A 23,829-nucleotide genomic window follows, 5' to 3' on the forward strand; every position below is an offset into this window, starting at 1 on the left:
CTGCCCGAGGTGGCGAGCGCATCGGTTGCCGGCCCTGGGTTCATCAACCTGACGCTGACTGACGATACGTGGCGCGGGGAGCTGACCGCGATCGCCGAGGCGGCCGACGCCTATGGCCGATCGGAAGCCGGCGCGGGGCAGGTGGTGAACATTGAATATGTCTCCGCCAACCCGACCGGGCCGATGCATATGGGCCATTGCCGCGGCGCGGTGGTCGGCGATGCGCTGGCCAGCCTGCTGGAGTGGAACGGCGCGCGCGTCATCCGCGAATATTATGTCAACGATGCCGGCGGACAGGTCGCGGTCCTCACTCGCTCGGCGCATCTGCGCTACCGCGAGGCGCTGGGCGAGACGATCGAGATCCCCGAGGGCCTCTATCCGGGCGACTATCTGAAGCCGGTCGGCCAGCAGCTCGCCGCCGAATTCGGGGACAAATACGTGTCCGCGCCCGAGGGCGAGTGGCTGGCGCTGTTCCGCAAGACCGCGGTCGCGGCGATGCTGGTCATGATCAAGGACGATCTGGCGCTGCTCGGCATCCATCACGACCTGTTTTCGTCCGAGGCCGAGCTCCAGGCTGCCGGCAAGCCCGAACAGGCCGAGGCATGGCTGCGCGAGCGCGGGCTCGTCTATGACGGCGTGCTCGAAGCCCCCAAGGGCGAGACGCCCGAGGATTGGGAGCCGGTGGAGCTGCCGCTGTTCCGCTCGACGCAGTTCGGCGATGACCAGGATCGCCCGATCAAGAAGTCGAACGGGCAATGGACCTATTTCGGCGCCGATCTCGCCTATCACTTCCAGAAGGCGCAATCGGCCGACCAGCTGATCGACATCTGGGGTGCCGACCATGCCGGCACGGTGAAGCGGATCGTCGCGGCGGTGCAGGCACTGACCGGCGGTGAGACCCGCTTCGACGTCAAGCTCGTCCAGATGGTCCGCTTGCTGCGCGCCGGCGAGCCGGTGAAGATGTCCAAGCGCGCGGGCAATTTCGTGACCCTGGCGGACGTGGTGCGCGAAGTGGGCAAGGACGTGGTGCGCTTCACCATGCTCACCCGCAAGGCCGATGCCCAGATGGACTTCGACTTCGCCAAGGTGCTGGAGACGTCCAAGGAAAACCCGGTCTTCTACGTGCAATATGCCCATGCCCGCGTGGCATCGGTGCATCGCCGCGCGGCCGAGGCGGGGATCAGCCTCGCCGAGGACGCGGACCTGTCGCTGCTCGACGGCCGCGAACTGGCCGTGGCAAAGCTCGCCGCGCAGTTTCCGCGCGTGGTGGAAGCGGCGGCGAGCGCCCGCGAACCGCACCGCATCGCCTTCTATCTCTATGATCTGGCGGCGGAATTCCACGCGCTCTACAATATGGGCAACGACTCTGCCGATCGGCGTTTCCTGATGGTCGAGCAGCCGGCGCTGACCCGCGCGCGGCTGTTCCTCGGCCGCTCGATCCAGCAGGTCATCCGCAACGGCCTCGCGCTGATGGGCGTGGAGGCGGTCGAGGAGATGTGATGCCCGGCCGGTACGACGACAGCGAGCGGCTCCCCTGGCTGGAGACGGTGGAGGAGGCCTATGAGGAGCCGCGGCAGGGCCGCGTGTTCGTCACGGTCTTCCTCGCCCTGCTCGTGCTGGGCGCCGCGGGTGGCGTCTATTACTGGCTGAAGCACCAGGCCTCGCGTGATGGCAATGGCGCGCTGATCGCGGCCCCGGCCGAGCCCTACAAGGTGCGGCCGGACCAGCCGGGCGGGATGCGCGTGGACGGCGAGGGCGACATCGTCTTCCGCACCAGCCAGGGCGGCCCGAGCGAGGCGGGCATCAATGTCGGCGCGCTGCCCGAGGCGCCGGTCGAGGGGCAGAAGCCGCGGCCGACGCCGCAGGCGGGGCCCAAGGCGAGCAGCAGCGCGACGATCGCCCTCCCTGCGCCGACCATCGTCAAGCCGACGCCCAGCCCCAAGGTGGCGGCGGCGAGTTCGGCGGGCGAGGGGGCGGGCGCGCTGGTGCAGCTCGGGGCCTTCCCCAGCGAGGGGGCGGCGAACATCGCCTGGACGCGGATGTCCAAGCGGTTCGCCTATCTCGCCCCGCTCGGCAAGCTGGTGGTCCCGTTCGCGACTCCCGAGGGCAAGACCGTGTATCGTCTGCGGGTGAATGCCGGCAGCAATGGCCAGGCGCGCGAGATCTGCGGCAAGCTGAAGGTTGCCGGCGAGAACTGCTTCGTCGCGAGCTGACAGGGGTTGCGGGTCGAGCCGGATCGGCTAGGCCTGCTCCCCATGAAGCCCGTGATCTTCGGCCTGTCCGGCCCGACGCTTACCGACGACGAACGCGCCTTTTTCCGCGAGGCGGCGCCGCTCGGCTACATCCTGTTCAAGCGCAATTGCGTCGATCCCGCCCAGATGCGGGCGCTCACCGACGATCTCCGCGACCTGAGCGGCCGGGGCGACCTGCCGATCCTGATCGACCAGGAAGGCGGTCGCGTCGCGCGGATGCAGCCGCCGGTGTGGCCGGCTTTCCCGGCGGGCGCGGCGTTCGATGCGCTGTACGAGCGCGCGCCGATCTCGGCGATCGAGGCGGCGCGGGCGAACGGGCAGGCGCTTGCCGCGATCCTGCGCGAGGCGGGGGTGACGGTGGACTGTGCGCCGCTGCTCGACGTGGCGGTGGAGGGCGGCACCCCGGCGATTGGTGACCGGGCGTTCGGGCGCGATCCGATGCGGGTGGCGGCGCTCGGCCGGGCGCTGCTCGACGGGCTGCACCGGGGCGGCGTGGTCGGGGTGATCAAGCACATGCCCGGGCATGGCCGGGCGATGGTCGACAGCCATCTGGAGCTTCCGCGCGTGAAGGCGTCTGCCGAAGAACTGGAGGCGGACCTGCTGCCGTTCCAGCGGCTGGCGAACGCGCCGATGGGGATGACCGCGCATATCGTGTTCGAGGCGTGGGATGCGGAGCTGCCGGCGACGCTGTCGCCGACGGTGATCCGCCAGATCATCCGCGGGCGGATCGGCTTCGACGGGCTGCTGTTCACCGACGATATCGACATGAAGGCGCTCTCCGGCACCGCGGGCGAAAAGGCCGAGCGCGCGCTGGCGGCGGGCTGCGACGTGGTGCTCGATTGCTGGGCGCGGATGCCCGAGATGGTGGAGATTGTGTCCCGCATCCCGGATGCGCCGGCGGTGTGCGTCGAGCGGCTGGCGCGGGCGATGGGGTCGGTGGGCGAGGCGGAGGACGTGCCGCTCGCCGAGCTGCTGGCCAAGCGGGATGCGCTGCTGGGGGTGAGCTAACCTCACTCAAACCCCTTCTCCTTGGAGAAGGGGTTGGGGTGGAGGGATTCCAGAACATCTGTTGGTCTCTGCGAGACATAGCCCCACCCCAACCCCGCATCAGGTGAACAGCGCCCCGCGCTGTTCAGGTGCTGCCCGGGGGGCATCACCGACCTGATGCGCCTGAAGGGGAGGGGCTTTAGTACTGGATTTGCCTGGGGCGCTCCCCCCTCCTATGACCGGCCGGTGGACGGGGGCGACGACATTCTGAAGATCGAGGTCGAAGGCTGGGAAGGCCCGCTCGACCTGCTGCTCGCGCTCGCCCGAACGCAGAAGGTGGATCTGCGCCAGATCTCGATCCTCGAGCTGGTCGAGCAGTATCTCGCCTATGTCCACGCCGCGCGCGAATTGCGGCTGGAGCTCGCCGCCGACTATCTCGTGATGGCGGCCTGGCTTGCCTATCTCAAATCCGCGCTGCTGCTCCCCCGCAACCCCGCCGAGAGCCCGAGCCCCGAGGAACTGGCATTGCGCCTGCAACTCCGCCTCGAACGGCTGAGCGCGATGCGCGAAGCGGGCGCCCGGCTGGTCGCGCGCGACCGGATGGGGCGCGACGTCTTCCCGCGCGGAGCTCCGGAAGGCCTTCGCGTCCAGCGCCAGGCCAAGTGGGAAGTCGAGATCTACGACCTGATCGCCGCCTATGGCCGGATCAGCGCGCGCACGCGGCCGGTGATGCACGTGGTGGCGCACCGCGACGTGATGACGCTGGAGGCGGCGCTGGAGCGGCTCTCGACCCAGCTCGGCACGCGGATCGACTGGAGCGTGATCGAAAGCTTCCTGCCCGAAGGCGCGAGCGACCTGTTCCGCCGCTCCGCACTCGCCTCGTCCTTCGTTGCCGCGCTGGAACTCGCGCGGCAGGGGCGGCTGGAGATCCGCCAGGACGCGCCGTTCGCGCCGCTCTATCTCAAGGCCATTCCGCAATGATCGACGCGGGCGATCCGGTCCGCGCGGTCGAGGCGGTGCTGTTCGCGTCGGAGGCGCCGATGAGCGTCGACGAGATCCGCGCCTATGTCGGGCCCGAGGTGGACATCCGCGCGGCGCTTGCGGCGCTCGGCGACTTCTACGCGGGGCGCGGCATCGAACTGGTCCGCCGCGGCGATCGCTGGCATTTCCAGACCGCCGCCGATCTCGCCCATCTGCTCCGCCGCGATCGCGAGGACAGCCGCAAATTGAGCCGCGCGGGTATCGAGACGCTGGCGATCATCGCTTATCACGAGCCGGTGACGCGCGCCGAGATCGAGGCGATCCGCGGCGTGCAGATCTCCAAGGGCACGATCGACGTGCTGATGGAGGCAGGCTGGGTCCGCCCCGCGGGGCGTCGCGAGGTCCCCGGGCGGCCGCTGATGTATGCCACCACGGCCGGCTTCCTCAGCCATTTCGGGCTGGCGAGCCGGCGCGACCTGCCGGGGATCGAGGATCTCAAGGCGGCGGGGCTGCTCGATCCCGTCGATCTCGCGCTGGAACAACTCGATGCGGCCGAGGCGGCGGCGGAGAGCGAAGCGGTCGCGGAGGACGAATAGGCGAGTCATCCCGGATTCGGCCGGTCCAACCATGGTAGAGGGTGATCAGCCGTTGCCGTGGGGAGCCGCGGGCCTTAGATAGGTCGGGATATCAAGGAGAATTCTCATGGGTAGCTTCAGCCTGATGCACTGGCTGGTCGTCGGCATCATCGCCATCCTGCTGCTGGGCGGCGGCCGTTTCTCCCACATGATGGGCGACGTCGCGAAGGGCATCAAGAACTTCAAGAAGGGCATGGCCGAGGACGATACCCCGACGCCGCCGACCCGGATCGAAGGCAAGCCGGCCCCCGAGCCGGGCTATACGCCGGAAGCCGAGCGCGCTCGCGAGGAGCATCGCTGAGCCTTTCCCGGGCCACGGGTGAAGCTCGGCGGCCCGGACTTTGATCGCAGCGCGCCGGGGCGACCGGCGCATGCCGTGCGAGTGGATGCGCCGACAGAATGTTCAATATCGATTCCGGCGAGTTTTTGGTCGTGGCCATCGCCGCCCTCATCTTCATCGGGCCGAAGGACCTGCCGCGGGCGATGCATTTCGTCGGCAAATGGGTCGGCAAGGCGCGCGCGGTGGGGCGGCAGTTCCGTTCGGGCATCGATTCGATGGTCCGCGAGGCCGAGCTGGCCGAGCTGGAGAAGCAGTGGGCGGCCGAGAATGAGCGGATCATGCGGCAATATCCGCCGCAGCCGCTCGCCGCGCCCGAAACGCCCGCGATCGAGCATGTCGCGCACGACCCCGTATCGCACGACCATGTCCCGCATGACGGCGACGCGCCGGTGATGACGCCGCAGCCGGAGATCCATGCCGATCCGGCACCCGTCGAGGTTGCGGCGCCCAAGCCCGCCGCGAACGACGCCAAACCCGTTCCCCCCGCCAGCGAAGTGAAGCCGTGAGCGAGATCGACGACACCCAGGCTCCGCTGCTCGAGCATCTGATCGAGCTGCGCAAGCGGCTGGTCTGGTCGATCCTGTCGCTGCTGGTGGCGTTCGGCGGCTGCCTCTATTTCGCGCGCGGCATCCTTTCCTTCCTCGTCGCGCCGCTCAAGACGGCGGGGCAGGCGAAGATCATCAACACCGATATCTTCGGCGGCTTCCTCGTCGAGGTGAAGGTGGCCTTCTTCGCCGGGCTGATGATCGCGTTCCCGATCATCGCCAACCAGCTGTGGCAGTTCGTCGCGCCCGGCCTCTATCGGCGCGAGAAGCAGGCGCTGCTGCCCTTCCTGCTCGCCACACCGCTGCTGTTCACCGCCGGCGCCTGCATGGCCTATTTCGTTGCCATTCCTGTGGCGCTGAAATTCCTGCTCGGCTTCCAGGGCAATCTAGGCGGCGTCGAGCAGACCGCGCTGCCGGACGTGAACAACTATCTGAAGTTCATCATGCAGTTCATCTTCGGCTTCGGGATCTCGTTCCTGCTGCCGGTGCTGCTGATGCTGCTCGAACATGCCGGCATCGTCACCTATGAGCAGCTCAAGGGCGCGTGGCGCTACGCCATCGTCGCCTCGGTGGCGATCGCGGCGGTGCTGACCCCGCCGGACGTCGGCTCGCAGCTCTTGCTGGCGGGCCCGCTGATCGGGCTGTATTTCCTGTCGCTGATCGCGATCTACTTCACCCGGCGGCGGCGCGAGCGCACCGCGGCGACCGAGGCGGAAACGGCGGAGGCCGAGGCTCAGACTGCCGAATGAGCGAAGCCCCCGCCGCACGGGTGCGGCAGGGGCTTGCTGAAATCCTTACTTCGACTTTTCGGCCGCGTTGGCGACGGTGTCGCCCGCCGAGGCGACGTCCTTGCCGGCGCCTTCGACGGTGTTGCAGGCGGCGATGAGCAGGGTGCCGGCGAGCGCGGCGCACGCGATGAGTTTACGCATCGAAATTCTCCTTCATTCCCCGTTTGCCGGGACGGAGGTTCAATGCGGCGCGCGTGGAAACGTTCCTGCAGCTCAACGCAGAGGCGCCGTGCAAAACTTGATCCAGAGATGTCAGGAAGGAAGTAGGCCCGGAAGCGTCACCGGGGGGGGGGAGGGTAGACGCTTCCGGGCCCATGTCGTGGACAGCGAGAGCGGGGGGGCAAAGGTCGCTATCCGAAGTGTAGAACGTCGCCCCCGTCGCGGGGTTCCAACGCCCGAGCGAATTTTTCAGAAGCGGCCGGTGATGGCGATCGTGGTCTCATAGGCGCCGACCAGCGGGTCATGGTGGAGCTGGGTGCGCAGCTGCCGGGCGAGGCCCAGCAGCACGCGGCCGTAGCGCTTCTCGACCAGCCCCTCGAAGGTCGGGCCGCCGACCAGTGCCGGCGAGGAGACGCGCACTACCGCACGGTCGGCGTCTTCGGGTGCCTTGATCGAGATGCGGATCTGCGCGGCCGGATTGCAGCTGACCGCGAGCTCGATGATCTCGGTGAGCAGGAACGACACCGCGATCGCCACGTCCTGCGTCACGAGCAGCGATTCGACTTCGAGCGTGATGCCCATCCCGCGCGCTTGTTCGGAAGCGGTGGCGCGCAGATTGGCGGCGAGCTCGCCGATAACCGAGCGCAGCTCCAGCCCGCGATTTTCCTCCATCTCGGCATAATGGTGGCGATGGACCACCGCGAGCGCGTCAACGCGGCGCTGGATCGACGCATAGGCGTTGGCCGCCTCCTCGCCCCTGGCCGCGCGGGCGTGGAAATTGATCAGGCTGGAGATGACCTGCAGGTTGTTCTTCACCCGGTGGTGGACCTCGCGGGTGAGGCGGGTCTGCTGAACGAGACCCTTGGCAAGATCGGCCTCGTGCGCCTGGACGGTGCGGCTGATCTCGCTGAACGTGTCGCCCAGCTCTCGGATTTCCTGCGCAGGGATGGGGCCGAGACGTTCGGTGTCGATCACGTCGCCCGGCTGGTAATTGGCGACGCTGCTGCGCAGCTGGCGCAAGGGGCGGATCAGCAGGATATCGACGACGAACCAGCCGATCGCGGCGGCGGCGATCCACATCACCACCAGCAGCACCGTGGCGATCACCAGCGGCGAGGTGATCGGCGCGCCGGGCATGGTGGTTTCCAGCGCGAGATCGTCGACGCCGAGGTTGCTGCGCAGGCTCTTGCCGCGATCGAGCGGGCCATTGTCCTTGAGCGCGCGGAGCGTCAGCCGGTCGCCATGACCGATCAGCGCCGCGCCATATTCGGGCACGAAGCCGCTCGGCCGGGCAAGTCCAGCGAGCAGGTCACGCGGGTAATAAGCGGTGGCGGTGGCGCCATTGCCGCCGCTGATCCGCAGCAGCAGCCCGCCGGGCACGATTCGCGCCGCGAGATCGCCACGCGGCAAATCGATCATGCGGGTCTGGTCGAAGGGACGGCCGCACAGCGTCCGACCGCTTGCATCGCGCACGACGAAATGCGCCTGGCTCTGCGCGGCATAGGTGCCGGCAAGCCGGGTGCAGCTGGGGGCGTCGTCGGGATTGCGTTCGAGTGCGGCCAGCGCCTCGCCCAGCTGGGCGACATGGTTGGCGAGCAGGTTTTCGAGATTGCCCGCGCTTTCCTGCGCGGTGACGGTCAGCCGTTCGCGCGCCTCGTCGTCGGCACTGCGCGTGGTCTGCAGGGTGGTGAACAGCGCAATCAGCGCCAGCGGCAGCAGCGCGCCGACCAGAATCAGGAATACCTTGGCGCCCGTGGGCAGGCGCCCGAGCGCCGCCGAGAGACCTCGGCCGCGGAGCGGAGAATCCAGGCCGTTCATGGATGGATTCGTTTAATCGAGCTTCTTCAGCAGGTCGAGCAGGTCGTCCGGCACCGACTCGTTCAGCGTCTCGTCATATGTACGGCGCAATACGTCCCCCACGTCGGCGTTGGGGCGCGACTTCTTGTCGCTCCCCTGCTCCGGCTGCGGCTGCTTGCCCTGATCATCTTTAGCGGAATGCACCAATTCCCCCCTAAGGGTCCGGAAAATGTCCGGACACCCGGACGAATGAACGATGTGACCGATACCGCGAATAGTGATAACGACGCCGAGTGCAAGCGCCCGGCGTCGCGACAACCATTCACGCGGTCCGGACGATGAAACCAAAGACCGCCTCGATTGTTCCACCACCGATGCGAAATCCGGGGAGGGGCTTCTTCGGGTGACGGAATCAATTGAAATACGGCCCGTCGGGGGCGACAAAGGCTCCCGAACCTGATGGAGAATACACAGCTCATGTCGCTTGGTCAGCAACTCGCGCCGCACCTTCCGCTCCTGCGGCGCTATGCCCGTGCGCTCACCGGCAACCAGGCCGAAGGCGACCGCTATGTCCGCGCCGCCCTCGAAGCGATCGTCGAGGCACCCGATCAGTTCCCGCGCGACGTCGATGCGCGGCTGGGCCTGTACCGCACCTTCCAGGTGATCTGGCAGTCGAGCCAGTGGGACGACAGCATCGACGCGGTCGAGCAGGGCAACGACGCCGAATCAATCGCGCGCAAGCGGCTCGCTCGCCTCACCCCGCTGTCGCGCCAGGCCTTGCTGCTGACAACGGTGGAAGGCTTCCCGCCTGAGGACGCTGCCTATCTGATCGGCGAACAGCCCGCGCGCGTGACCGAACTGGTCGCGGAGGCGGTTGCCGAGATCGAGCGCCAGACGCGCACTCGCGTGATGATCATCGAGGACGAGCCGCTGATCGCGATGGATCTCGAGCAGATCGTCCGCGACCTCGGCCATGACGTCACCGGCGTCGCCGTCACCCGCGACGAAGCCGTCGCGCTGGCGATGGAAGATCGTCCGGGCCTGGTGCTCGCCGACATCCAGCTGGCCGACGACAGCTCGGGCATCGATGCGGTGAAGGACATCCTCGCCGAGTTCGCGGTGCCGGTGATCTTCATCACCGCCTTCCCGGAGCGTCTGCTGACCGGCGAGCGCCCCGAGCCGACCTTCCTGATCACCAAGCCGTTCCAGCGCGAGACGGTAAAGGCGACGATCAGCCAGGCGCTGTTCTTTGACGAGGCGACCGTTCCCGCCTGAATGGAAAATAGGGGCGGGTTCCCTCCGGTACGGACCTAAAACGGTTTTCGGATGTTTAGCATGACATGGCTGAGCAAGACGAACCCGCCCACCTCTCCACGGATCGCGCCCGCGCCGGTACGACCCCCGGAGTGACGCGCTACGTGCTGATCATCGGCACGCTGCTGGTCATTGTGATTTTTGCTGTTATCTTGTTGGTTTGACGGCAAATGCTTCACAGCACGGTGCTTGACATCAAGCCGTCTGACCCCAGCTTGACAACGAACCGCGACGCCCTGCGCGCTAACGATCGGGATTGCATGACCGAAGCTACCCACACGGATCACGACGAACCGGGCGCGCCTGCGGCCCCGGTGGAACATGTTTCGCTGTCGGACCCGGAATTCAAGACGCAGCTGGCGCAGGTCATTCCGCACTTGCGCGCCTTCGGGCGCTCGCTGTCGGGCAGCCGCGATCTCGCCGACGATCTGGTGCAGGAGACGCTCCTCAAGGCGTGGGCCGCGCGCAAGCGCTTCCAGGCCGGCACCAACATGCGCGCCTGGACCTTCATCATCCTGCGCAACCTCTATCTCAGCCAGATGCGCCGCGCGCGCTTCAAGGGCGAATGGGACGATCTGGTCGCCGACCGCCTGCTGGCGGCCCCGGCCAGCCAGGATCGCCATGTCGAACTGGCGGACATGCAGCGCGCGCTGCTCCATTTGCCGCAGCCGCAGCGCGAGGCGCTGATCCTGGTCGGCGCCGGCGGCTTCGCCTATGAAGAAGCGGCGGAGATCTGCCAGGTCGCGGTCGGCACAATCAAGAGCCGCGTCGCGCGCGGCCGCGTCGCGCTCGAAGCGCTGATGTCCGAGGGGCAGTTGCCCTCGCGCCGTTCGACCTCGCTCAACGAGGATGGCCGCACCGCGCTCGACACGATCATGGGCGAAGTCGACGATCTCAGCCGCGAGCGCTGAAGGCCGTCCACACGCCTGTGGACATTCCCTATCGTATCCGCACCGTCGGCATGAAAGCCTGTCCTTCGTCATAGAAGGGCAGGCTTTCATGCGTCTGGATCGTTCGCGTCGTCGTCAGTCGGGCTTCGGGCCCGTTGCGGCCAGCGCCATCGCCTTGCTGGCGATCGCGGCCATGCTGTGGCTCGTGCTGTGGAAGCTGTTCCAGATCACCGGCTGACGCCTTGGAAATCGCCCCTTGCCACCCGCGTGCGCTTCCCCCATATGCGCCGCGGGAGTCGGGCGGACGGGATCGTCGCCAACCCGGTCAGGTCCGGAAGGAAGCAGCCGTAACGATTTCGTCCCGGGTCGTTCCGGCTCCCACCATCCCCTTAGATCGCAGCATCCGTGAAGCTCCCGATAGCGCGCCTGTGCCCGTCGGGCGAAAAGCCGTGCGTGCAGCAGCGGAGGGGCGGGCATGCGACGATCCGGCGGCGAGATTCGGCTGTTCCTGCTACTGGCGTTCGGTTTCTCTTGGACGATCTGGATTCCGATGGCGCTGCTCGGGGTGGTGGTGCGGCAGGGAATGCTGCCGACACACTTTGGCGGACTGCTGGGCCCCTGGATCGCGGGGAGCGTGTGTGTTCTGGCGACCGCGCCGGCGGCGGCGCGAACCGCATGGCTGCGCCGGCTGGTCCTGATGCCGCAAGGGTGGCGCGGCTGGCTGCTGGCGCTCACGCCCATTCTGCTGATCGCGGCATTTTGTCTCGCTTCGCTGCTGGGCGGTCGGCCCGTCGGCGCGGGCGCGCTGCGACGGTTCAGCGGGCTGCCGGTCCTTCCCCCGCTGATGCTGTTCGCCATCGTGCTGCTGGTGAACGGCTATGGCGAGGAGGCAGGATGGCGCGGCTATCTGCTGCCGCGGCTGCAGGCGCGCTATGGCGCGATCGGCGGCGTACTTGTGCAGGCGGCGATCTGGATCGTCTGGCATGCGCCGCTGTTCTGGATCGTCGCGATCTATCGCGGCATGGGACCGGCGATGCTGGTGTTCGGCTTCGGGCTGGGGCTGGTGCTGGGCGGTTTCGTGCTCGCGCAGGTGAGCGCGGCGTCGCGCGGCAGCGTGCTGGCCGCGGCCTTGTGGCACACCGGCTATAATTTCGGCACCGCGACCGAGGGCGGGGCGCTGCTCCAGGCCGGGCTTTCCGCCATTGTCATGAGCTGGGGCGCGGCGCTGCTGCTCTGGGCGGTCGCTTCGCCTGCCGGTCGCCGCGCGATCACCGTGCCGGACTTCGACAAACGCCGCGCGGGTCCCTAGATAGGATCGTGATGTCCGATTCCCTGCTTGGCCTCGACGAACCCCCGCAGCCGCAGCGCGGCGAAGCCTATCGCGTGCTCGCCCGCAAATACCGGCCGCAGACGTTCAGTGCGCTGATCGGCCAGGATGCGATGGTCACCACGCTGGGCAACGCGATTCGGCGCGGTCGGCTGGCCCACGCCTTCCTGCTGACCGGCGTGCGCGGGGTGGGCAAGACCTCCACCGCCCGCCTCATCGCCAAGGCGCTCAACTGCATCGGCCCGGACGGGCAGGGCGGCCCGACGATCGATCCCTGCGGCGTCTGCGAGCCCTGCCGCGCGATCGCCGAGGGGCGCCATATCGACGTGATCGAGATGGACGCCGCCAGCCATACCGGCGTCGACGACGTGCGCGAGATCATCGAGGCGTCGCGCTATGCCGCGGTCTCGGCGCGCTACAAGATCTACATCATCGACGAAGTCCATATGCTGTCGAAGAACGCGTTCAACGCGCTTCTGAAGACGCTGGAGGAGCCGCCGGGGCATGTGAAGTTCCTGTTCGCCACGACCGAGGTGAACAAGGTGCCGGTGACGGTGCTGTCGCGCTGCCAGCGTTTCGATCTGCGCCGCATCTCGGCCGAACTACTCGCCGAGCATTTCGCGCGCGTGTGCGAGGCCGAGCAGGTCGAGGCCGAGCCCGAGGCGCTGGCGCTGGTCGCGCGTGCGGCGGAAGGCTCGGCGCGCGACGGGCTCTCGATCCTCGACCAGGCGATCGCGCATGCGGGTCTGGAAGGCGAGGGAGTGAAGGCGGAAGCCGTGCGCCAGATGCTCGGCCTGTCCGATCGCGGCGCCAATCGCGCGCTGTTCGGCATGCTGGTGGAAGGCCAGGCGCAGCAGGCGCTGGCGGGGCTGCGCGCGCAATATGATCTCGGCGTCGATCCGCTGGCGGTGCTGCGCGCGCTGCTGGAGACGGTGCACGGCGTGACGTTGGTCAAGCTCGGCACGCACCGGCTTCCCGGCCAGTCGACCGAGGAGCGCGAGGCGATGGAAGGCTGGGCGAGCCGGCTGTCCTTCCCGGCGCTCCACCGGCTGTGGCAGCTGCTGCTGCGCGGGCATGACGAGGTCGCCAAGGCAGCGCTGCCGATCGAGGCGACCGAAATGGCGCTGCTGCGGGTGATCCACGCGGCGCAGCTCCCGGACCCGGGCGAGCTGGCCAAGCAGATCCTCAGCGGCAGCATCGCGGTGCCCGCCGGCGGCCCGGCCGTGGCTGCGCCTGCCGAGCCGACCGCGCCGGCGCCGGCCACGGTGCAGGAAACCGGGCCGGTACTGCCGACCAACCTTGCCGAACTCGCCGAGCATCTCGAGGAGCATCGCCGGCTCCAGCTCGCGATGTTCGTCCGCGATTACATGCGCCCGGTGCGGTTCGAGGGCAGCGAGATCGATTTCGGCGCGGCGCGGCCGCTGCCGCAGGATTTCGTGCGCGAACTCGGCGGGGCGCTCAAGGACAGCACCGGCGTGCACTGGAAGGTGACGCTGGTGGAAGGCGCCACTGCGCGCACGCTGCGCGAAGAACAGGCTGCGGCGGAAGCGGCCGAGCGCGAGGCGGTGCTCGCTTCGCCGATCGTCGCCGCCGCGATGCATGCTTTTCCTGATGCCGAGTTGATCGGCTGGACCAAGACCGGGAGTGACGGATGAAGAGTCTCGAAGAAATTATGGCCATGGCGCAGAACGTCCAGGCCGAACTCACCAAGGCGCAGGCGAACCTCGATACGGTCGAGGTCGAAGGCGTGTCGGGCGGCGGGCTGGTGAAGGTCAAGGCCAGCGCCAAGGGCCGCATCATCGGCATCGCGATTGACGATTCGCTCGTCAACGTCGCCGAAAAGGCGATGCTGGAGGACCTGCTGGTCGCCGCGTTCAACGATGCGCGGGTCAAGGCCGATGCCGCGTCGTCGGAAGCGATGAGCAAGATGACCAGCGGCCTGCCGCTGCCGCCGGGGTTCAAGCTCCCGTTTTGAGACAAGGGCTTACGGGAACCTAGCGTCGTCCCCTCGGTTGCTGTCGCCAGACACAATCGAGGAGAGACGACATGGCGGAGCGTATCGTTGAAGACGGCGTGGCGACCGACCGCGCGACCCACACCACGGTGATCGAGCGCCGCAGCGGCGGCGGTGCCGGCATGGCGCTGATCGGGCTGGCGGTACTGATCGCGGTGGTGATCGGCGCCTTCTACCTGTTCAACCAGAATGCCCGCGAGAACGCCAAGACCAACGCGGTGACCAGCGCTGCCAGCAGCGTCGGCGATGCCGCGAAGGATGTCGGCGACGCCGCCAAGGACGCGGCGAAGTAAGCCCCTCTAAACTCCCCTCCCGCTTGCGGGAGGGGCTGACGTGGTAGAAGCGCTGCTAAGTTTCAGCCCCTCCCCCGACCCCTCCCGCAAGCGGAAGGGGAGCACGGGAGCCGAAGCGTCCGCTCACTTCAGGCAGCGGTCCAGCCCGCTGCCCGCGACAACGTTGATCCGCGCATTGATCTTGTTGCCATAGCGCCGGGTGAACCCGCGCGGGTCGATCGCCGCGCGCTTCTTGGGCAGCGGCAGCACCGCAGCGATCAGCGCGGCCTCGCGGTCCGAGAGCTGCGATGCGTCATGGTGGAAGTAGCGCTGCGCCCCGGCGTTGACGCCGTAGGTGCCGATGCCGGTCTCGGCGACGTTGAGGTACACCTCCATGATCCGCCGCTTCCCCCAGACATTCTCGATCAGCACCGTGAAGTACGCCTCCAGGCCCTTCCGGAAATAGCCGCCGCCCTGCCACAGGAACACGTTCTTGGCGGTCTGCTGGCTGATCGTCGAGCCGCCGCGAATCTTGTGATTGCCCTGGGCATTGCGCTGATAGGCCTTCTCGATCGCCGCGAAGTCGAAGCCGTTATGCTGACAGAAGCGGGCATCCTCGGCGGCGATCACCGCGCGCGCCATGCTCGGGTCGATCTGGCGGAGCGGCATCCAGTCCTTGGTCGCGCCATGCCCGGCGAACACGTCGCCGATCATCGTCCAGGTGATCGGGGGCGGCACGAAGCGATAGACCGTCACCATCAGCAGCGACAGCAGCACGAAGCCGAGAACGAGTTGGACCCCCAGCACGATCAACCGGCGCCACCAGGGTTTGCGTGGGCGAGCCGAGGAACGGCGGGGAGAGGAGGGGCGGGCGCGATTCTTGCTCACGCACCCGCCATGCCCCAGCCGGGGCGGTTCCTGCAATCACCTGGCAGGAACCGCGTGCCGATCAGTGGGTGGCGAGCAGGCGGCGGTCGCCGGCCAGGCGCATCATCGCCTTTTGCAGCTTCTCGAACGCGCGCACCTCGATCTGGCGGACGCGCTCGCGCGACACGCCGTAAACCTGGCTCAGCTCCTCGAGCGTCTTGGGATCGTCGGTCAGGCGACGCTCGGTGAGGATGTGCTTCTCGCGCTCGTTCAGGTCTTCCATGGCCGAGACGAGCATGTCGTGGCGCACGTCCGCCTCCTGCGCGTCGGCGACGGCCTCGTCCTGCAGCGGGCCTTCATCGGCCAGCCAGTCCTGCCACTGGCTCTCGCCGTCCTCGCGCATCGGCACGTTGAGCGAGGTATCCCCGCCCATTGCCATGCGGCGGTTCATCGAGGTGACCTCTTCCTCGGTCACGCCCAGATCGGTGGCGATCTTGGCGAGGTTCTCGGGGGACAGGTCGCCGTCCTCGAACGCGTCGAGCTTGGCCTTCATCCGGCGCAGGTTGAAGAACAGCTTCTTCTGCGCGGCGGTGGTGCCCATCTTCACCAGGCTCCACGAGCGCAGGATGAATTCCTGGATCGAGGCGCGGATCCACCACATCGCATAGGTGGCGAGGCGGAAGCCGCGATCCGGCTCGAACTTCTTCACGCCCTGCATCAGGCCGATATTGCCTTCGGAGATCAGCTCCGACACGGGCAGGCCATAGCCGCGATAGCCCATCGCGATCTTCGCCACGAGGCGGAGGTGCGAGGTGACCAGCTGGGCCGCCGCATCGGTATCGCCATGCTCCTGGAAGCGCTTGGCGAGCATATATTCCTGCTCGGGGCTCAGGATCGGAAACTTCTTGATCTCGGCCAGGTAGCGATTGAGGCTCGCCTCGCCACCGAGCGCGGGAATCGTCGCGGGGACGTTGCTGCCGCTAGCCATGATCGTTTCTCCCTTTCCAACGGGTGCCGGTCCGAACGGGGGGACTCGGGCGCCCAAAACTCATACGAGAAGCTGGTTGAACAGTTCCTGCATGTCTGCAGGTATTTCGCTATCGAACGCCAAAGCGTTGCTTGTTATCGGGTGGATGAACCCGAGACGTGCCGCATGCAAGGCCTGGCGCTGGAAACCCAATGTTGCCAGAAGTCCGCGATGCGTGGAACGCATACTTCCATATAGAGGGTCCCCGACCAGCGGGTGCCCGATCGACGCCATGTGAACGCGCACCTGGTGCGTACGTCCCGTCTCAAGCCTGCATTCTATGTAACTTGCGTCACGTAGTTCGCGAATCCTGCACCAATGGGTAATCGCGTGCTTGCCATGCCCTTCCGCGCACACCGCGATCTTCTTGCGATTGCTTGGGGAACGGGCGAGCGGTGCGTTCACCGTGCCGGCCGCCAGCCGAATTTTGCCGCTGGCAATGGCGCGGTAGCGCCGATCGATGCTGTGCGCCTTGAACTGGGCGGCGAGGCCGACATGCGCGCGATCGGTCTTGGCGGCGACCATCAGGCCCGACGTGTCCTTGTCGATCCGGTGGACGATGCCCGGTCGCGCGACGCCGCCGATGCCGGAGAGCTGGCCCGCGCAGTGGTGGAGCAGCGCGTTGACCAGCGTACCGTCGAGATTGCCCGCCGCCGGATGGACGACCAGGCCGGCGGGCTTGTCGATCACGATCAGATGCTCGTCCTCGAACACCACGTTGAGCGGGATGTCCTGCGCTTCGTTGTGCGCGGGGGCGGGGTCGGGCACCACGACCTGGAACACTGCTCCGCCAACGGCCTTGCGGGCGGGGTCGCGAGCCAGCGCGCCGTCCGGACCGGTAACGGCGCCGGAGGAGATCAGCGCCTTCACGCGCTCGCGCGACAGCGTTGGCAGCGCCTCGGTCAAGGCGCGGTCGAGCCGCCAGCCATGCGCCTCGTCCGCGATCCGCGCTTCTAAGATGGAAACCCCCTGATTCATGTTTTACCGGAAATGGGCATGGGCGTTACGATTTCAAGATCTATACTGGCCGGTATGAAAAAAGCTGCGGCGACCGCGGCGCCGCGCGAGGCGTGCGGGCTGTTGCTCGGGGCCGGAGACAGGATCGAACGCTTCACCGAATGTGCAAACGTTTCTGATGCGCCCGAGATCCGCTTCGAGATCGATCCCGCCGCACTGTTCGCCGCACTGCGGGCAGAGCGGGCGGGGGGACCGGCGCTGCTCGGCTATTGGCATTCGCATCCGAGCGGCGATGCCAGCCCCTCTCGCACCGATGCGGCGATGGCTGTGCCGGATGGGAAGTTGTGGGTGATCCTCGGTGGAGAGGATGTGACCTGCTGGCGGGCGGGGGATGCAGGCCTTTGGGACAGGTTCGCGGAAGCGCCGCTGACCATCGGCTAGGTTGCGGGAAAAGCGTATCCTCCCCCGCCAGGGGGAGGTGGCAGGCGGAGCCTGACAGAGGGGGAGGAAGCACGACGGCCTGAGAGGTTCTGGCATCCTCCGCCTCCGTCGCCTTCGGTGCCACTCCCCCTGGCGGGGGGAGGAAACGCTTACGCCAGTTTGGGCACGCTTTCCTCCGCCGCCAGCACCAGCCGCCCGCATTCGATCATCTCGCTGAGATGCGCGGCATAATGGTAGCGGATCGTCGGGAAACCCTCGGGGTGGAAGGCCCGGCGGCTGGGTCCGACGTGCAGCAGGAAGCGGTTCGCCTCGGCGCGCTTGAGCAGGCGGCGGACATGCGGCTGCGACACGCCGAACCGCCGGGCCAATTCGACGAGCGGGACCGTCGCGCCGTCGGTCGGCACGAAAGCGTCGTCGGTGCAGGCGAGCGCCAGCGTGTGCAGAATGGCACAACCGGCCAGCGGATGCAGGAACGAGGCGCGCAGGCTGGGAAAGGGGTCGGGCCCGCTCGCCAATGCATAGAGCCGGCTCGCCTGGACGCTGAGGAAGTGCTGATAATGAGCCGGGTCGTCCAGCGCCTCGGCAAGCCTGGCAAGCGCGGGGTCAAGCATCGCGGCGGGCTCCAGCGCTGCCTGGATGTGCCGGCACCAGGCGCTCTGGAAGGCCGGTGTCGTCCGATAGCCCTGGTCGGCGGCTGGGGCGAGCACGCCGATATGCTGCATGAAGTCGATCAGCGCCGCTGCGCGATTGGCGGTCAGCAGCCCGGTGGCCGCGCAAATCTGGCGGAGCAGGGTGAGCGTCAGGCCGCCGCGCGTGTCGAGATAGGCCGCCGACATCGCGGTGACATAGTGGCCGGCATCCTTGAACACGGCGGCGAGCGTGCGATCGGCGTCCGCCACGGCGAGGATATTGGCGGCAAAGCGCCGCGTCGCCGCTCCGAACTGCGGGTGCCCGGCGACGTCGATCCAATGCGAAGGCAGCGCCTCCGGATCCGTTGTTGCCGCCTGAAGCACCGTGATTGTCCCCCGTTCTACGCCCTGTGCGGTAGCATGCGACTTTCACTGGAAACAATTCGATTCCGTAACGAAATCGAAATCGCAGGTTAGCCGGCTTCTGCCGCGATCTGGCGCAGCGCCTGTTCGAAGGCCTCCGGCGGCTGCCCGCCCGAGATGAGATAGCGCTGATCGATCACGATCGCGGGCACCGACTGGATGCCGCGCGACTGCCACAGCGCCTCCTCGGCGCGCACCTCCTCTGCATAGCGGGCCTCGTCGAGGACGCGCGCCGCCTCGGTGACATCGAGTCCGGCCTGTTCGGCGGCGGCGAGCAGCACGGCGCGCTCGCCGGGGTTCTTGCCCTCGGTGAAATAGGCGGTGAACAGCGCCATCTTGAGCGCGCGCTGGCCGCCGACCAGCCCGGCCCAGTGGAGCAGCCGGTGCGCATCGAAGGTGTTGTAGATGCGGGACTCGTCGCCCATCGCCATGGTGAAGCCGAGCGCGCCGGCCCGCTCGCGGATCATCGCGCGGGTGCTGGCGGACTGTTCGGGCGTCGCGCCATATTTGCGGCCGATATGCTCGACGATGTTCTCGCCCTCGGGCGCCATCGCCGGGTTGAGCTCGAACGGATGGAAGCGGATCTCTGCGGTGACCGCATCACTGGCGCGGGCCAGCGCTTCCTCCAAGCCTTTCAGGCCGATCACGCACCAGGGGCAGACGATGTCGGAAACGAAGTCGATGGTGAGGGTCCGGGGCATGGGTGCGCGCTCCTGCAAAGATCGGGTTCGGCGCTAGACCAGGGCGAAGCGTCTGAAAAGTCTGCGCTCGCCGCGCGCAGCCGGAACGATCCCGCCTCTCCTCACGTTAACCGGTCCGAATTTCAGGGAGAGATACTATGCTTTGGACGCTCGTCGTAATCCTGGTCATCCTGTGGCTGCTGGGCTTCTCGTTCCACATCGCCGGCGGGATCATCCATATCCTGCTCGTGATCGCGCTCGTGATCGGCCTGATCCAGCTCTTCACCGGCCGCAGGGTCTGACGCGGGGCCCGGCGGGACGCAACCGCGCCCGCCGGGCCGCCCGACGATCGCGTTGAGGGGCCTTGCGCCCCAGGATGAACCTCTACCCCTCCAGCAAGCGCAGCACCTCGGCGCGTCTATCGTGACCGCAGCGCGCAATCCCGGCTCGTCCGACGAACACCACTGATCGCGCGAGGATGCCGCCACGATGCTTGCAGCTTCCTATCCGCTGCGCCAAAGGGGATTCACAGCTGGAGCCTCAGAACTTGAATATCAGCCCTACCGAATTCGCGAGTCTGCTTTGTTCGCGCCTGTGCCACGACTTGCTGAGCCCCGTCGGTGCGCTCAACAACGGCCTGGAACTGCTTGCCGACGAACATGATCCGGAGATGCGCGCCCGCTGCCTGGAGCTGCTGGCCGAGAGCGCACGGGCCAGCGCCAACAAGCTGAAGTTCTTCCGCCTGGCGTTCGGCGCAGCGGGTGGATTCGGCGAAACGGTGGACACCCGCGAGGCGCAGGCCGCGCTGGAGGGGCTGTTCGGCGACAATCACCGCGTGAAGATCGGCTGGATGGTCGAGGAGCCGGTGATGGCCAAGCAGGCGATCAAGGTGCTGCTCAACCTGGCGCTGATCGGCGGCGACGCGCTGGTCCGCGGCGGCCAGCTCGACATCGGCGCAGAGACTACGGATGGCACGATCGAGATCGTGATCCGCGCCGATGGTCCGCGCATCGTGCTCGATCCCGAACTGCGCGGCGCGCTGGCGGGCGGACGCGAGGAAGTGCCGATCACGCCGCGCGCGGCAGCGGCGTTCCTGGCGCACGAGTTGGTCGTCCAGCATGGCGGCGCGCTGCAGGTCAGCCCGCCCGATTCCGAAGTCCTGCTGTTCGGCGCCTCCTTTCCCGTAGGCTGAGCCGGGAAACGATCGGGCTCCATAACCCGGAATTAACCCTCGGCCGCCATGGTGACCCCGGAAATTTCCACCGGGGCCCCATGGACGACCTGCTGCAGGACTTCATCGCCGAGACGCGCGAGACGCTCGAGGCGCTTTCGGGCGAGATCGTCGCCTGGGAGTCGCAGCCCGACGACCGGGCGCGGCTCGATGCCATTTTTCGCTTCGTCCATACCGTGAAGGGCAGCTGCGGCTTTCTCGACCTGCCGCGGCTGGAGCGACTGGCGCACGCCGCCGAGGACGTGCTGGCGCAGGTGCGCGACGGCGCGCGGGTGCCTGATCGGTCGCTGGTCAACGCAGTCCTCGCGGTAGTCGATCGGATTGGCGAGATCGTCGAGGCGATCGATGCCGGCGCCGCGCTCGACGACAGCGGCGAGGAATTGCTGATCGCCGCACTGGCGGAAGGGTCGGACGAGATCGTGCTCCCATCGCCGGTCGCGCAGCGGGCGCCCTCGCGCAGCGTTCGGCTGGGCGTGGACCTGCTCGACCGGATGATGAGCGGCATGTCCGAGATGGTGCTGGCGCGCAACGAGCTGGCCCGGCGGCTGCGGGCAGGCGAGATAGATCCGACGGTCGAAGCGGCGCTGGAACGGCTTTCGCTTACCGTCGGCGAGATGCGGGACACGGTCACCCGCACCCGCATGCAGAAGATCGACGCGCTGTTCTCGCCGCTGCCGCGGATGGTCCGCGATACGGCGGCAGGGCTGGGCAAGTCGGTGGCGCTGCAGATCGAGGGTTCGGACGTCGAGCTGGACCGCGAGATGATCGAGGTGATGCGCGATCCCTTGGTCCACATCATCCGCAACGCCATCGACCATGGCATCGAGGCGCCGGCCGAGCGACGTGTGGCGGGCAAGCGGGAGGTCGGCCGGCTGTGCGTCTCGGCGCGGCAATCGGGCAACCAGATCATCATCGAGATCGCCGATGACGGGCGCGGGGTGAATGTCGACCGGCTGATCCAGAAACTGGCGCTGGGCGGCATGCGCAGCGAGCGTGACCTGCACGCGCTGAGCGACGCGGCCAAGCTTGAGCTGATGTTCCACCCCGGCCTGTCGAGCAAGGACATCGTGTCCGAGATCAGCGGCCGCGGCGTCGGCATGGACGTGGTCAAGGCGAGCATCGACCAGATCGGCGGGCGGGTGGAGCTGGACAATGTTCCCGGCAAGGGCCTGCGCATCGCCATCCATGTGCCGCTGACGCTGTCGATCATCTCGGCGATCATCGTCGGCGCGGGCACGCAGCGCTTCGCCATTCCGCGCCAGTCGATCGAGGAGATCGTCAGCGAGCGTGGCGAGGCGATCCGCATCGACCAGCTGGGCGGCACCCCGATCGCGACGGTACGCGAGCGGCGGATGCCGCTGCTCGACCTGGGGCATCTTCTCGAGCTGTGCCCCGATCGCGAGCGCCCCGGCCCGCGCATGCTGGTGATCGTCGGCGCAGGTACGGGAAGCTACGCGCTCGCCGTCGACGAAGTGCTCGACAATGAGGAACTGGTGATCAAGCCCGCCTCGCCCGCGGTGATGGCGACCGGCATCTATGCGGGGCAGACGCTGCCGGATTCCGGGCTGCCGATGCTGCTGCTCGACACGGCGGGCATGGCGCGGGTGGGCGGCCTCGATTTCAGCCGCGACCTCAGCGCCGCGTTCGGCGACGTGGCCGAGGACGCCGCGGCGCCCGGGCTACCGGCCTTGCTGTTCGACGACCTCGACGGCGTCCGCCGGGCGGTGCCGCTGGCGGCGGTCGATCGCGTCGAGAAGGTGTCGGCGGCGCAGGTGCAGCTGGCGGCGGGCAGCCATCGGCTCGCGATCGACGGGCGGATCGTGCCGCTGGCGATGCAGGGGGCACTCGACGGCCGCGAGCGGCTGAGCGTGCTGCGGCTCAAGGACGAGGATGCCGAAGTCGCCTATGCGATCGACGAGGCGATCGAGATCGTGACTCTGCCCGCCGAAATCGCCCCGGCCCGCTCGCCCGGCCCGGCGATGGGCGTCGCGCTGGTCGAGGGCGAGCAGATCGAAGTGCTCGACGTGCTGTGGGTGTTCGACATGCATGTCGATCGTGTTGCGGCCGAAGACGCGCCCCTGTGCTTGCTCGCCGGCGACAAGGACGGCTGGCTGGCGACCTTCGTCCGCCCGCTGCTGGAAACCGCCGGCTACCGCGTCGCCGCCAGCCTCGCGCCGGGGGAAATCCCCGCCGTGGTGCTCGCGGCCGACGCCGCCGATCCCGGTACGCCCGCCGCGCCGGTGGTCCGCCTGCGCCGCAAGCGCCAGGCCGAGCCCGGCGACGACAGCGTCTATCGCTATGACCGCGCGGGGCTGCTCTTCGCGCTGGAGGCGCGGGTCGGCGCACGGGGAGGGTGCTGATGGCCGAACAGCTCTATCTGATCGCCGAAGTGGCGGGGCGTACCGTCGCGATCGATTCCGATCAGGTCGAATCGGTGGTCGACATCGGCGAGGTGACCGCCGTGCCGCGCGCGGCCAAGGCGGTGCGCGGCCTGGCGGCGCTGCGCAGCCGCGTCGTCACCGTCGTCGATACCGAGGCGGCGCTGGGGATGAACGGCTGCACGCTCGCCCGGCGCGCGGTGATCACGGCGATCGACGGGCATCATTATGCGATGCTGGTCGACACGCTGGAGGATGTCGAACCCTTCGAGCTGCGCCCGCTCGCCGGCGGCATCGCGCTGGAGGGCAATTGGCGGAACGCCGCGCGCGGGCTGGTCGAGCGCGACGGCGAGCCGATCCTGGTCGTCGACCTCGCCGCGCTGGTCCCGGCTTCCGCGCTGCTTGCTTGAACGGGGGGATTAACCCGAAGCTTACACCTTTGCACGTAAAGTGGAATTTCAAAGACACCTGCCAGGGGATCAGGGACCCATGAAGACGTGCCTCGTCGTGGACGATTCGAAAGTGATCCGGAAGGTCGCCCGGCACATCCTCGAAACCCTCGATTTCGAAGTCCGCGAGGCCGGTGACGGGCGCGAGGCGCTCGATTCCTGCCTGGCGTCCACGCCCGACGTGGTGCTGCTCGACTGGAACATGCCGGTGATGAGCGGCATGGACTTTCTGCGCGCGCTCAAGAATTCGGCGCTGGAGAAGCGGCCCAAGGTGGTGTTCTGCACCACCGAGAACGGCATGGCCTATATCCGCGCCGCGATCGAGGCGGGGGCCGACGAATATGTCATGAAGCCGTTCGACCGCGAGACGCTCCAGTCGAAACTCCAGATCGTCGGCATGGCCTGACCCGGCGAATCGCGGTGGCGACCTCCCCGGCCATTCGGAC

Annotated in this window: 30 protein-coding genes and 1 other RNA gene; 23 read left to right on the plus strand and 8 right to left on the minus strand. The window is 67.7% G+C overall.

Translation table 11 applies throughout. The annotated features are described in order from the left end of the window. The 8 genes from argS to tatC form a co-directional block, all read left to right on the plus strand. Window positions 1-1,500: arginine--tRNA ligase (argS, locus tag QZ670_RS05970; RefSeq protein WP_294252933.1), on the plus strand; the 1,500-nt coding region annotated here is incomplete at its 5' end. Beyond that, complete coding sequence (locus tag QZ670_RS05975; protein ID WP_294252935.1) at window positions 1,500-2,213, plus strand: SPOR domain-containing protein; 714 nt, start codon at window positions 1,500-1,502, stop codon at window positions 2,211-2,213. The genes argS and QZ670_RS05975, both read left to right, overlap by 1 nt. A 42-nt stretch (window positions 2,214-2,255) precedes the next feature. Continuing rightward, window positions 2,256-3,260 (plus strand): beta-N-acetylhexosaminidase, encoded by a 1,005-nt coding sequence (gene nagZ, locus QZ670_RS05980; RefSeq protein ID WP_294252937.1) that lies wholly within the window; start codon window positions 2,256-2,258, stop codon window positions 3,258-3,260. 225 nt (window positions 3,261-3,485) lie between these two features. Beyond that, window positions 3,486-4,220, plus strand: coding sequence for a ScpA family protein (locus tag QZ670_RS05985; protein ID WP_294252939.1), 735 nt, complete (start codon window positions 3,486-3,488; stop codon window positions 4,218-4,220). Further along, window positions 4,217-4,816 carry an SMC-Scp complex subunit ScpB gene (scpB, locus tag QZ670_RS05990; protein WP_294252941.1) on the plus strand — a complete coding sequence of 200 codons (600 nt, stop codon included), beginning with the start codon at window positions 4,217-4,219 and terminating at the stop codon, window positions 4,814-4,816. The genes QZ670_RS05985 and scpB overlap by 4 nt, the downstream gene beginning before the upstream one ends. A 106-nt stretch (window positions 4,817-4,922) precedes the next feature. Next, entirely contained in the window at window positions 4,923-5,156 is a 234-nt protein-coding gene (locus QZ670_RS05995) for a twin-arginine translocase TatA/TatE family subunit (RefSeq protein ID WP_294252943.1), read from the plus strand. Between the two features lie 98 nt (window positions 5,157-5,254). Continuing rightward, entirely contained in the window at window positions 5,255-5,701 is a 447-nt protein-coding gene (locus tag QZ670_RS06000) for a twin-arginine translocase subunit TatB (RefSeq protein WP_294252945.1), read from the plus strand. Next, entirely contained in the window at window positions 5,698-6,489 is a 792-nt protein-coding gene (gene tatC, locus QZ670_RS06005) for a twin-arginine translocase subunit TatC (RefSeq protein WP_294252947.1), read from the plus strand. Before QZ670_RS06000 ends, tatC begins: the two co-directional genes overlap by 4 nt. Before the next feature lie 45 nt (window positions 6,490-6,534). On the opposite strand, the gene QZ670_RS06010 is transcribed toward tatC, so the two are convergent. From QZ670_RS06010 to QZ670_RS06020, 3 genes are all read right to left on the minus strand, one after another. Continuing rightward, window positions 6,535-6,669: an entericidin A/B family lipoprotein gene (locus QZ670_RS06010; RefSeq protein WP_125977355.1), complete on the minus strand. Its 135-nt coding sequence runs from the start codon at window positions 6,667-6,669 to the stop codon at window positions 6,535-6,537. A gap of 267 nt (window positions 6,670-6,936) precedes the next feature. Further along, complete coding sequence (locus QZ670_RS06015; RefSeq protein ID WP_294252956.1) at window positions 6,937-8,505, minus strand: histidine kinase dimerization/phosphoacceptor domain -containing protein; 1,569 nt, start codon at window positions 8,503-8,505, stop codon at window positions 6,937-6,939. Between the two features lie 12 nt (window positions 8,506-8,517). Further along, window positions 8,518-8,688, minus strand: coding sequence for a NepR family anti-sigma factor (locus QZ670_RS06020; RefSeq protein ID WP_175488056.1), 171 nt, complete (start codon window positions 8,686-8,688; stop codon window positions 8,518-8,520). Between the two features lie 273 nt (window positions 8,689-8,961). On the opposite strand from QZ670_RS06020, the gene QZ670_RS06025 reads away from it, so the two are divergent. The 9 genes from QZ670_RS06025 (at window position 8,962) to QZ670_RS06065 (ending at window position 14,322) form a co-directional block, all read left to right on the plus strand. Beyond that, entirely contained in the window at window positions 8,962-9,759 is a 798-nt protein-coding gene (locus QZ670_RS06025; RefSeq protein WP_294252998.1) for a response regulator, read from the plus strand. Window positions 9,760-9,824: 65 nt separating this feature from the next. Then, complete coding sequence (locus QZ670_RS06030) at window positions 9,825-9,962, plus strand: hypothetical protein (protein ID WP_164521758.1); 138 nt, start codon at window positions 9,825-9,827, stop codon at window positions 9,960-9,962. 96 nt (window positions 9,963-10,058) lie between these two features. Further along, window positions 10,059-10,709, plus strand: coding sequence for a sigma-70 family RNA polymerase sigma factor (locus QZ670_RS06035; RefSeq protein WP_294252964.1), 651 nt, complete (start codon window positions 10,059-10,061; stop codon window positions 10,707-10,709). Window positions 10,710-10,797: 88 nt separating this feature from the next. Continuing rightward, window positions 10,798-10,926: a hypothetical protein gene (locus QZ670_RS06040; RefSeq protein ID WP_294252966.1), complete on the plus strand. Its 129-nt coding sequence runs from the start codon at window positions 10,798-10,800 to the stop codon at window positions 10,924-10,926. A 50-nt stretch (window positions 10,927-10,976) separates the two neighbouring features. Continuing rightward, an RNA gene (gene ffs, locus QZ670_RS06045) (signal recognition particle sRNA small type) lies at window positions 10,977-11,074 on the plus strand. Between the two features lie 89 nt (window positions 11,075-11,163). Continuing rightward, window positions 11,164-11,997 (plus strand): type II CAAX endopeptidase family protein, encoded by an 834-nt coding sequence (locus QZ670_RS06050; RefSeq protein WP_294252968.1) that lies wholly within the window; start codon window positions 11,164-11,166, stop codon window positions 11,995-11,997. An 11-nt stretch (window positions 11,998-12,008) separates the two neighbouring features. After that, window positions 12,009-13,670 (plus strand): DNA polymerase III subunit gamma/tau, encoded by a 1,662-nt coding sequence (locus QZ670_RS06055; RefSeq protein WP_294252970.1) that lies wholly within the window; start codon window positions 12,009-12,011, stop codon window positions 13,668-13,670. After that, window positions 13,667-13,990, plus strand: a complete 324-nt coding sequence (locus tag QZ670_RS06060; RefSeq protein WP_125977361.1) for a YbaB/EbfC family nucleoid-associated protein — start codon at window positions 13,667-13,669, stop codon at window positions 13,988-13,990. The genes QZ670_RS06055 and QZ670_RS06060 overlap by 4 nt, the downstream gene beginning before the upstream one ends. Before the next feature lie 71 nt (window positions 13,991-14,061). After that, entirely contained in the window at window positions 14,062-14,322 is a 261-nt protein-coding gene (locus tag QZ670_RS06065) for a hypothetical protein (RefSeq protein ID WP_294252973.1), read from the plus strand. Window positions 14,323-14,445: 123 nt separating this feature from the next. Here QZ670_RS06065 and mtgA read toward each other — a convergent pair whose 3' ends face one another. The 3 genes from mtgA to QZ670_RS06080 all read right to left on the minus strand — a co-directional run bounded on the left by mtgA (window position 14,446) and on the right by QZ670_RS06080 (window position 17,173). Then, the gene (gene mtgA, locus QZ670_RS06070; RefSeq protein WP_294252975.1) at window positions 14,446-15,108 is read right to left on the minus strand and encodes a monofunctional biosynthetic peptidoglycan transglycosylase; all 663 of its coding nucleotides are present in this window, start codon (window positions 15,106-15,108) and stop codon (window positions 14,446-14,448) included. A 142-nt stretch (window positions 15,109-15,250) separates the two neighbouring features. After that, the gene (rpoH, locus tag QZ670_RS06075) at window positions 15,251-16,156 is read right to left on the minus strand and encodes an RNA polymerase sigma factor RpoH (RefSeq protein ID WP_084580488.1); all 906 of its coding nucleotides are present in this window, start codon (window positions 16,154-16,156) and stop codon (window positions 15,251-15,253) included. A 60-nt stretch (window positions 16,157-16,216) separates the two neighbouring features. Further along, a complete protein-coding gene (locus QZ670_RS06080; protein WP_294252982.1) occupies window positions 16,217-17,173 on the minus strand; it encodes an RluA family pseudouridine synthase in 957 nt (318 codons plus the stop codon). Window positions 17,174-17,191: 18 nt separating this feature from the next. On the opposite strand from QZ670_RS06080, the gene QZ670_RS06085 reads away from it, so the two are divergent. Continuing rightward, window positions 17,192-17,593, plus strand: a complete 402-nt coding sequence (locus QZ670_RS06085) for a M67 family metallopeptidase (protein ID WP_294252983.1) — start codon at window positions 17,192-17,194, stop codon at window positions 17,591-17,593. A 149-nt stretch (window positions 17,594-17,742) separates the two neighbouring features. Here the strand turns inward: QZ670_RS06085 and QZ670_RS06090 are convergent, their stop codons facing one another. Together QZ670_RS06090 and QZ670_RS06095 are read right to left on the minus strand one after the other, a co-directional pair. Then, window positions 17,743-18,606, minus strand: a complete 864-nt coding sequence (locus QZ670_RS06090; RefSeq protein ID WP_294252985.1) for a hypothetical protein — start codon at window positions 18,604-18,606, stop codon at window positions 17,743-17,745. 89 nt (window positions 18,607-18,695) lie between these two features. Then, complete coding sequence (locus QZ670_RS06095; RefSeq protein WP_294252987.1) at window positions 18,696-19,346, minus strand: DsbA family oxidoreductase; 651 nt, start codon at window positions 19,344-19,346, stop codon at window positions 18,696-18,698. A gap of 137 nt (window positions 19,347-19,483) precedes the next feature. Between QZ670_RS06095 and QZ670_RS06100 the strand changes: the two genes are divergently transcribed. From QZ670_RS06100 to QZ670_RS06120, 5 genes are all read left to right on the plus strand, one after another. Continuing rightward, on the plus strand, window positions 19,484-19,627 hold the full coding sequence (locus QZ670_RS06100) for a lmo0937 family membrane protein (RefSeq protein WP_121078233.1): 144 nt from the start codon (window positions 19,484-19,486) through the stop codon (window positions 19,625-19,627). A 245-nt stretch (window positions 19,628-19,872) separates the two neighbouring features. Next, window positions 19,873-20,517 (plus strand): histidine phosphotransferase family protein, encoded by a 645-nt coding sequence (locus tag QZ670_RS06105; RefSeq protein WP_294252993.1) that lies wholly within the window; start codon window positions 19,873-19,875, stop codon window positions 20,515-20,517. Between the two features lie 80 nt (window positions 20,518-20,597). Beyond that, entirely contained in the window at window positions 20,598-22,916 is a 2,319-nt protein-coding gene (locus QZ670_RS06110; RefSeq protein ID WP_294252994.1) for a chemotaxis protein CheW, read from the plus strand. Beyond that, window positions 22,916-23,344 carry a chemotaxis protein CheW gene (locus QZ670_RS06115; protein WP_294252996.1) on the plus strand — a complete coding sequence of 143 codons (429 nt, stop codon included), beginning with the start codon at window positions 22,916-22,918 and terminating at the stop codon, window positions 23,342-23,344. Before QZ670_RS06110 ends, QZ670_RS06115 begins: the two co-directional genes overlap by 1 nt. Before the next feature lie 79 nt (window positions 23,345-23,423). Next, the gene (locus QZ670_RS06120) at window positions 23,424-23,789 is read left to right on the plus strand and encodes a response regulator (RefSeq protein ID WP_294252997.1); all 366 of its coding nucleotides are present in this window, start codon (window positions 23,424-23,426) and stop codon (window positions 23,787-23,789) included. The last annotated feature ends 40 nt before the right edge of the window (window positions 23,790-23,829 follow it).

The organism is uncultured Sphingomonas sp. (genome assembly GCF_913774285.1).
Taxonomy (GTDB): Bacteria; Pseudomonadota; Alphaproteobacteria; order Sphingomonadales; family Sphingomonadaceae; genus Sphingomonas.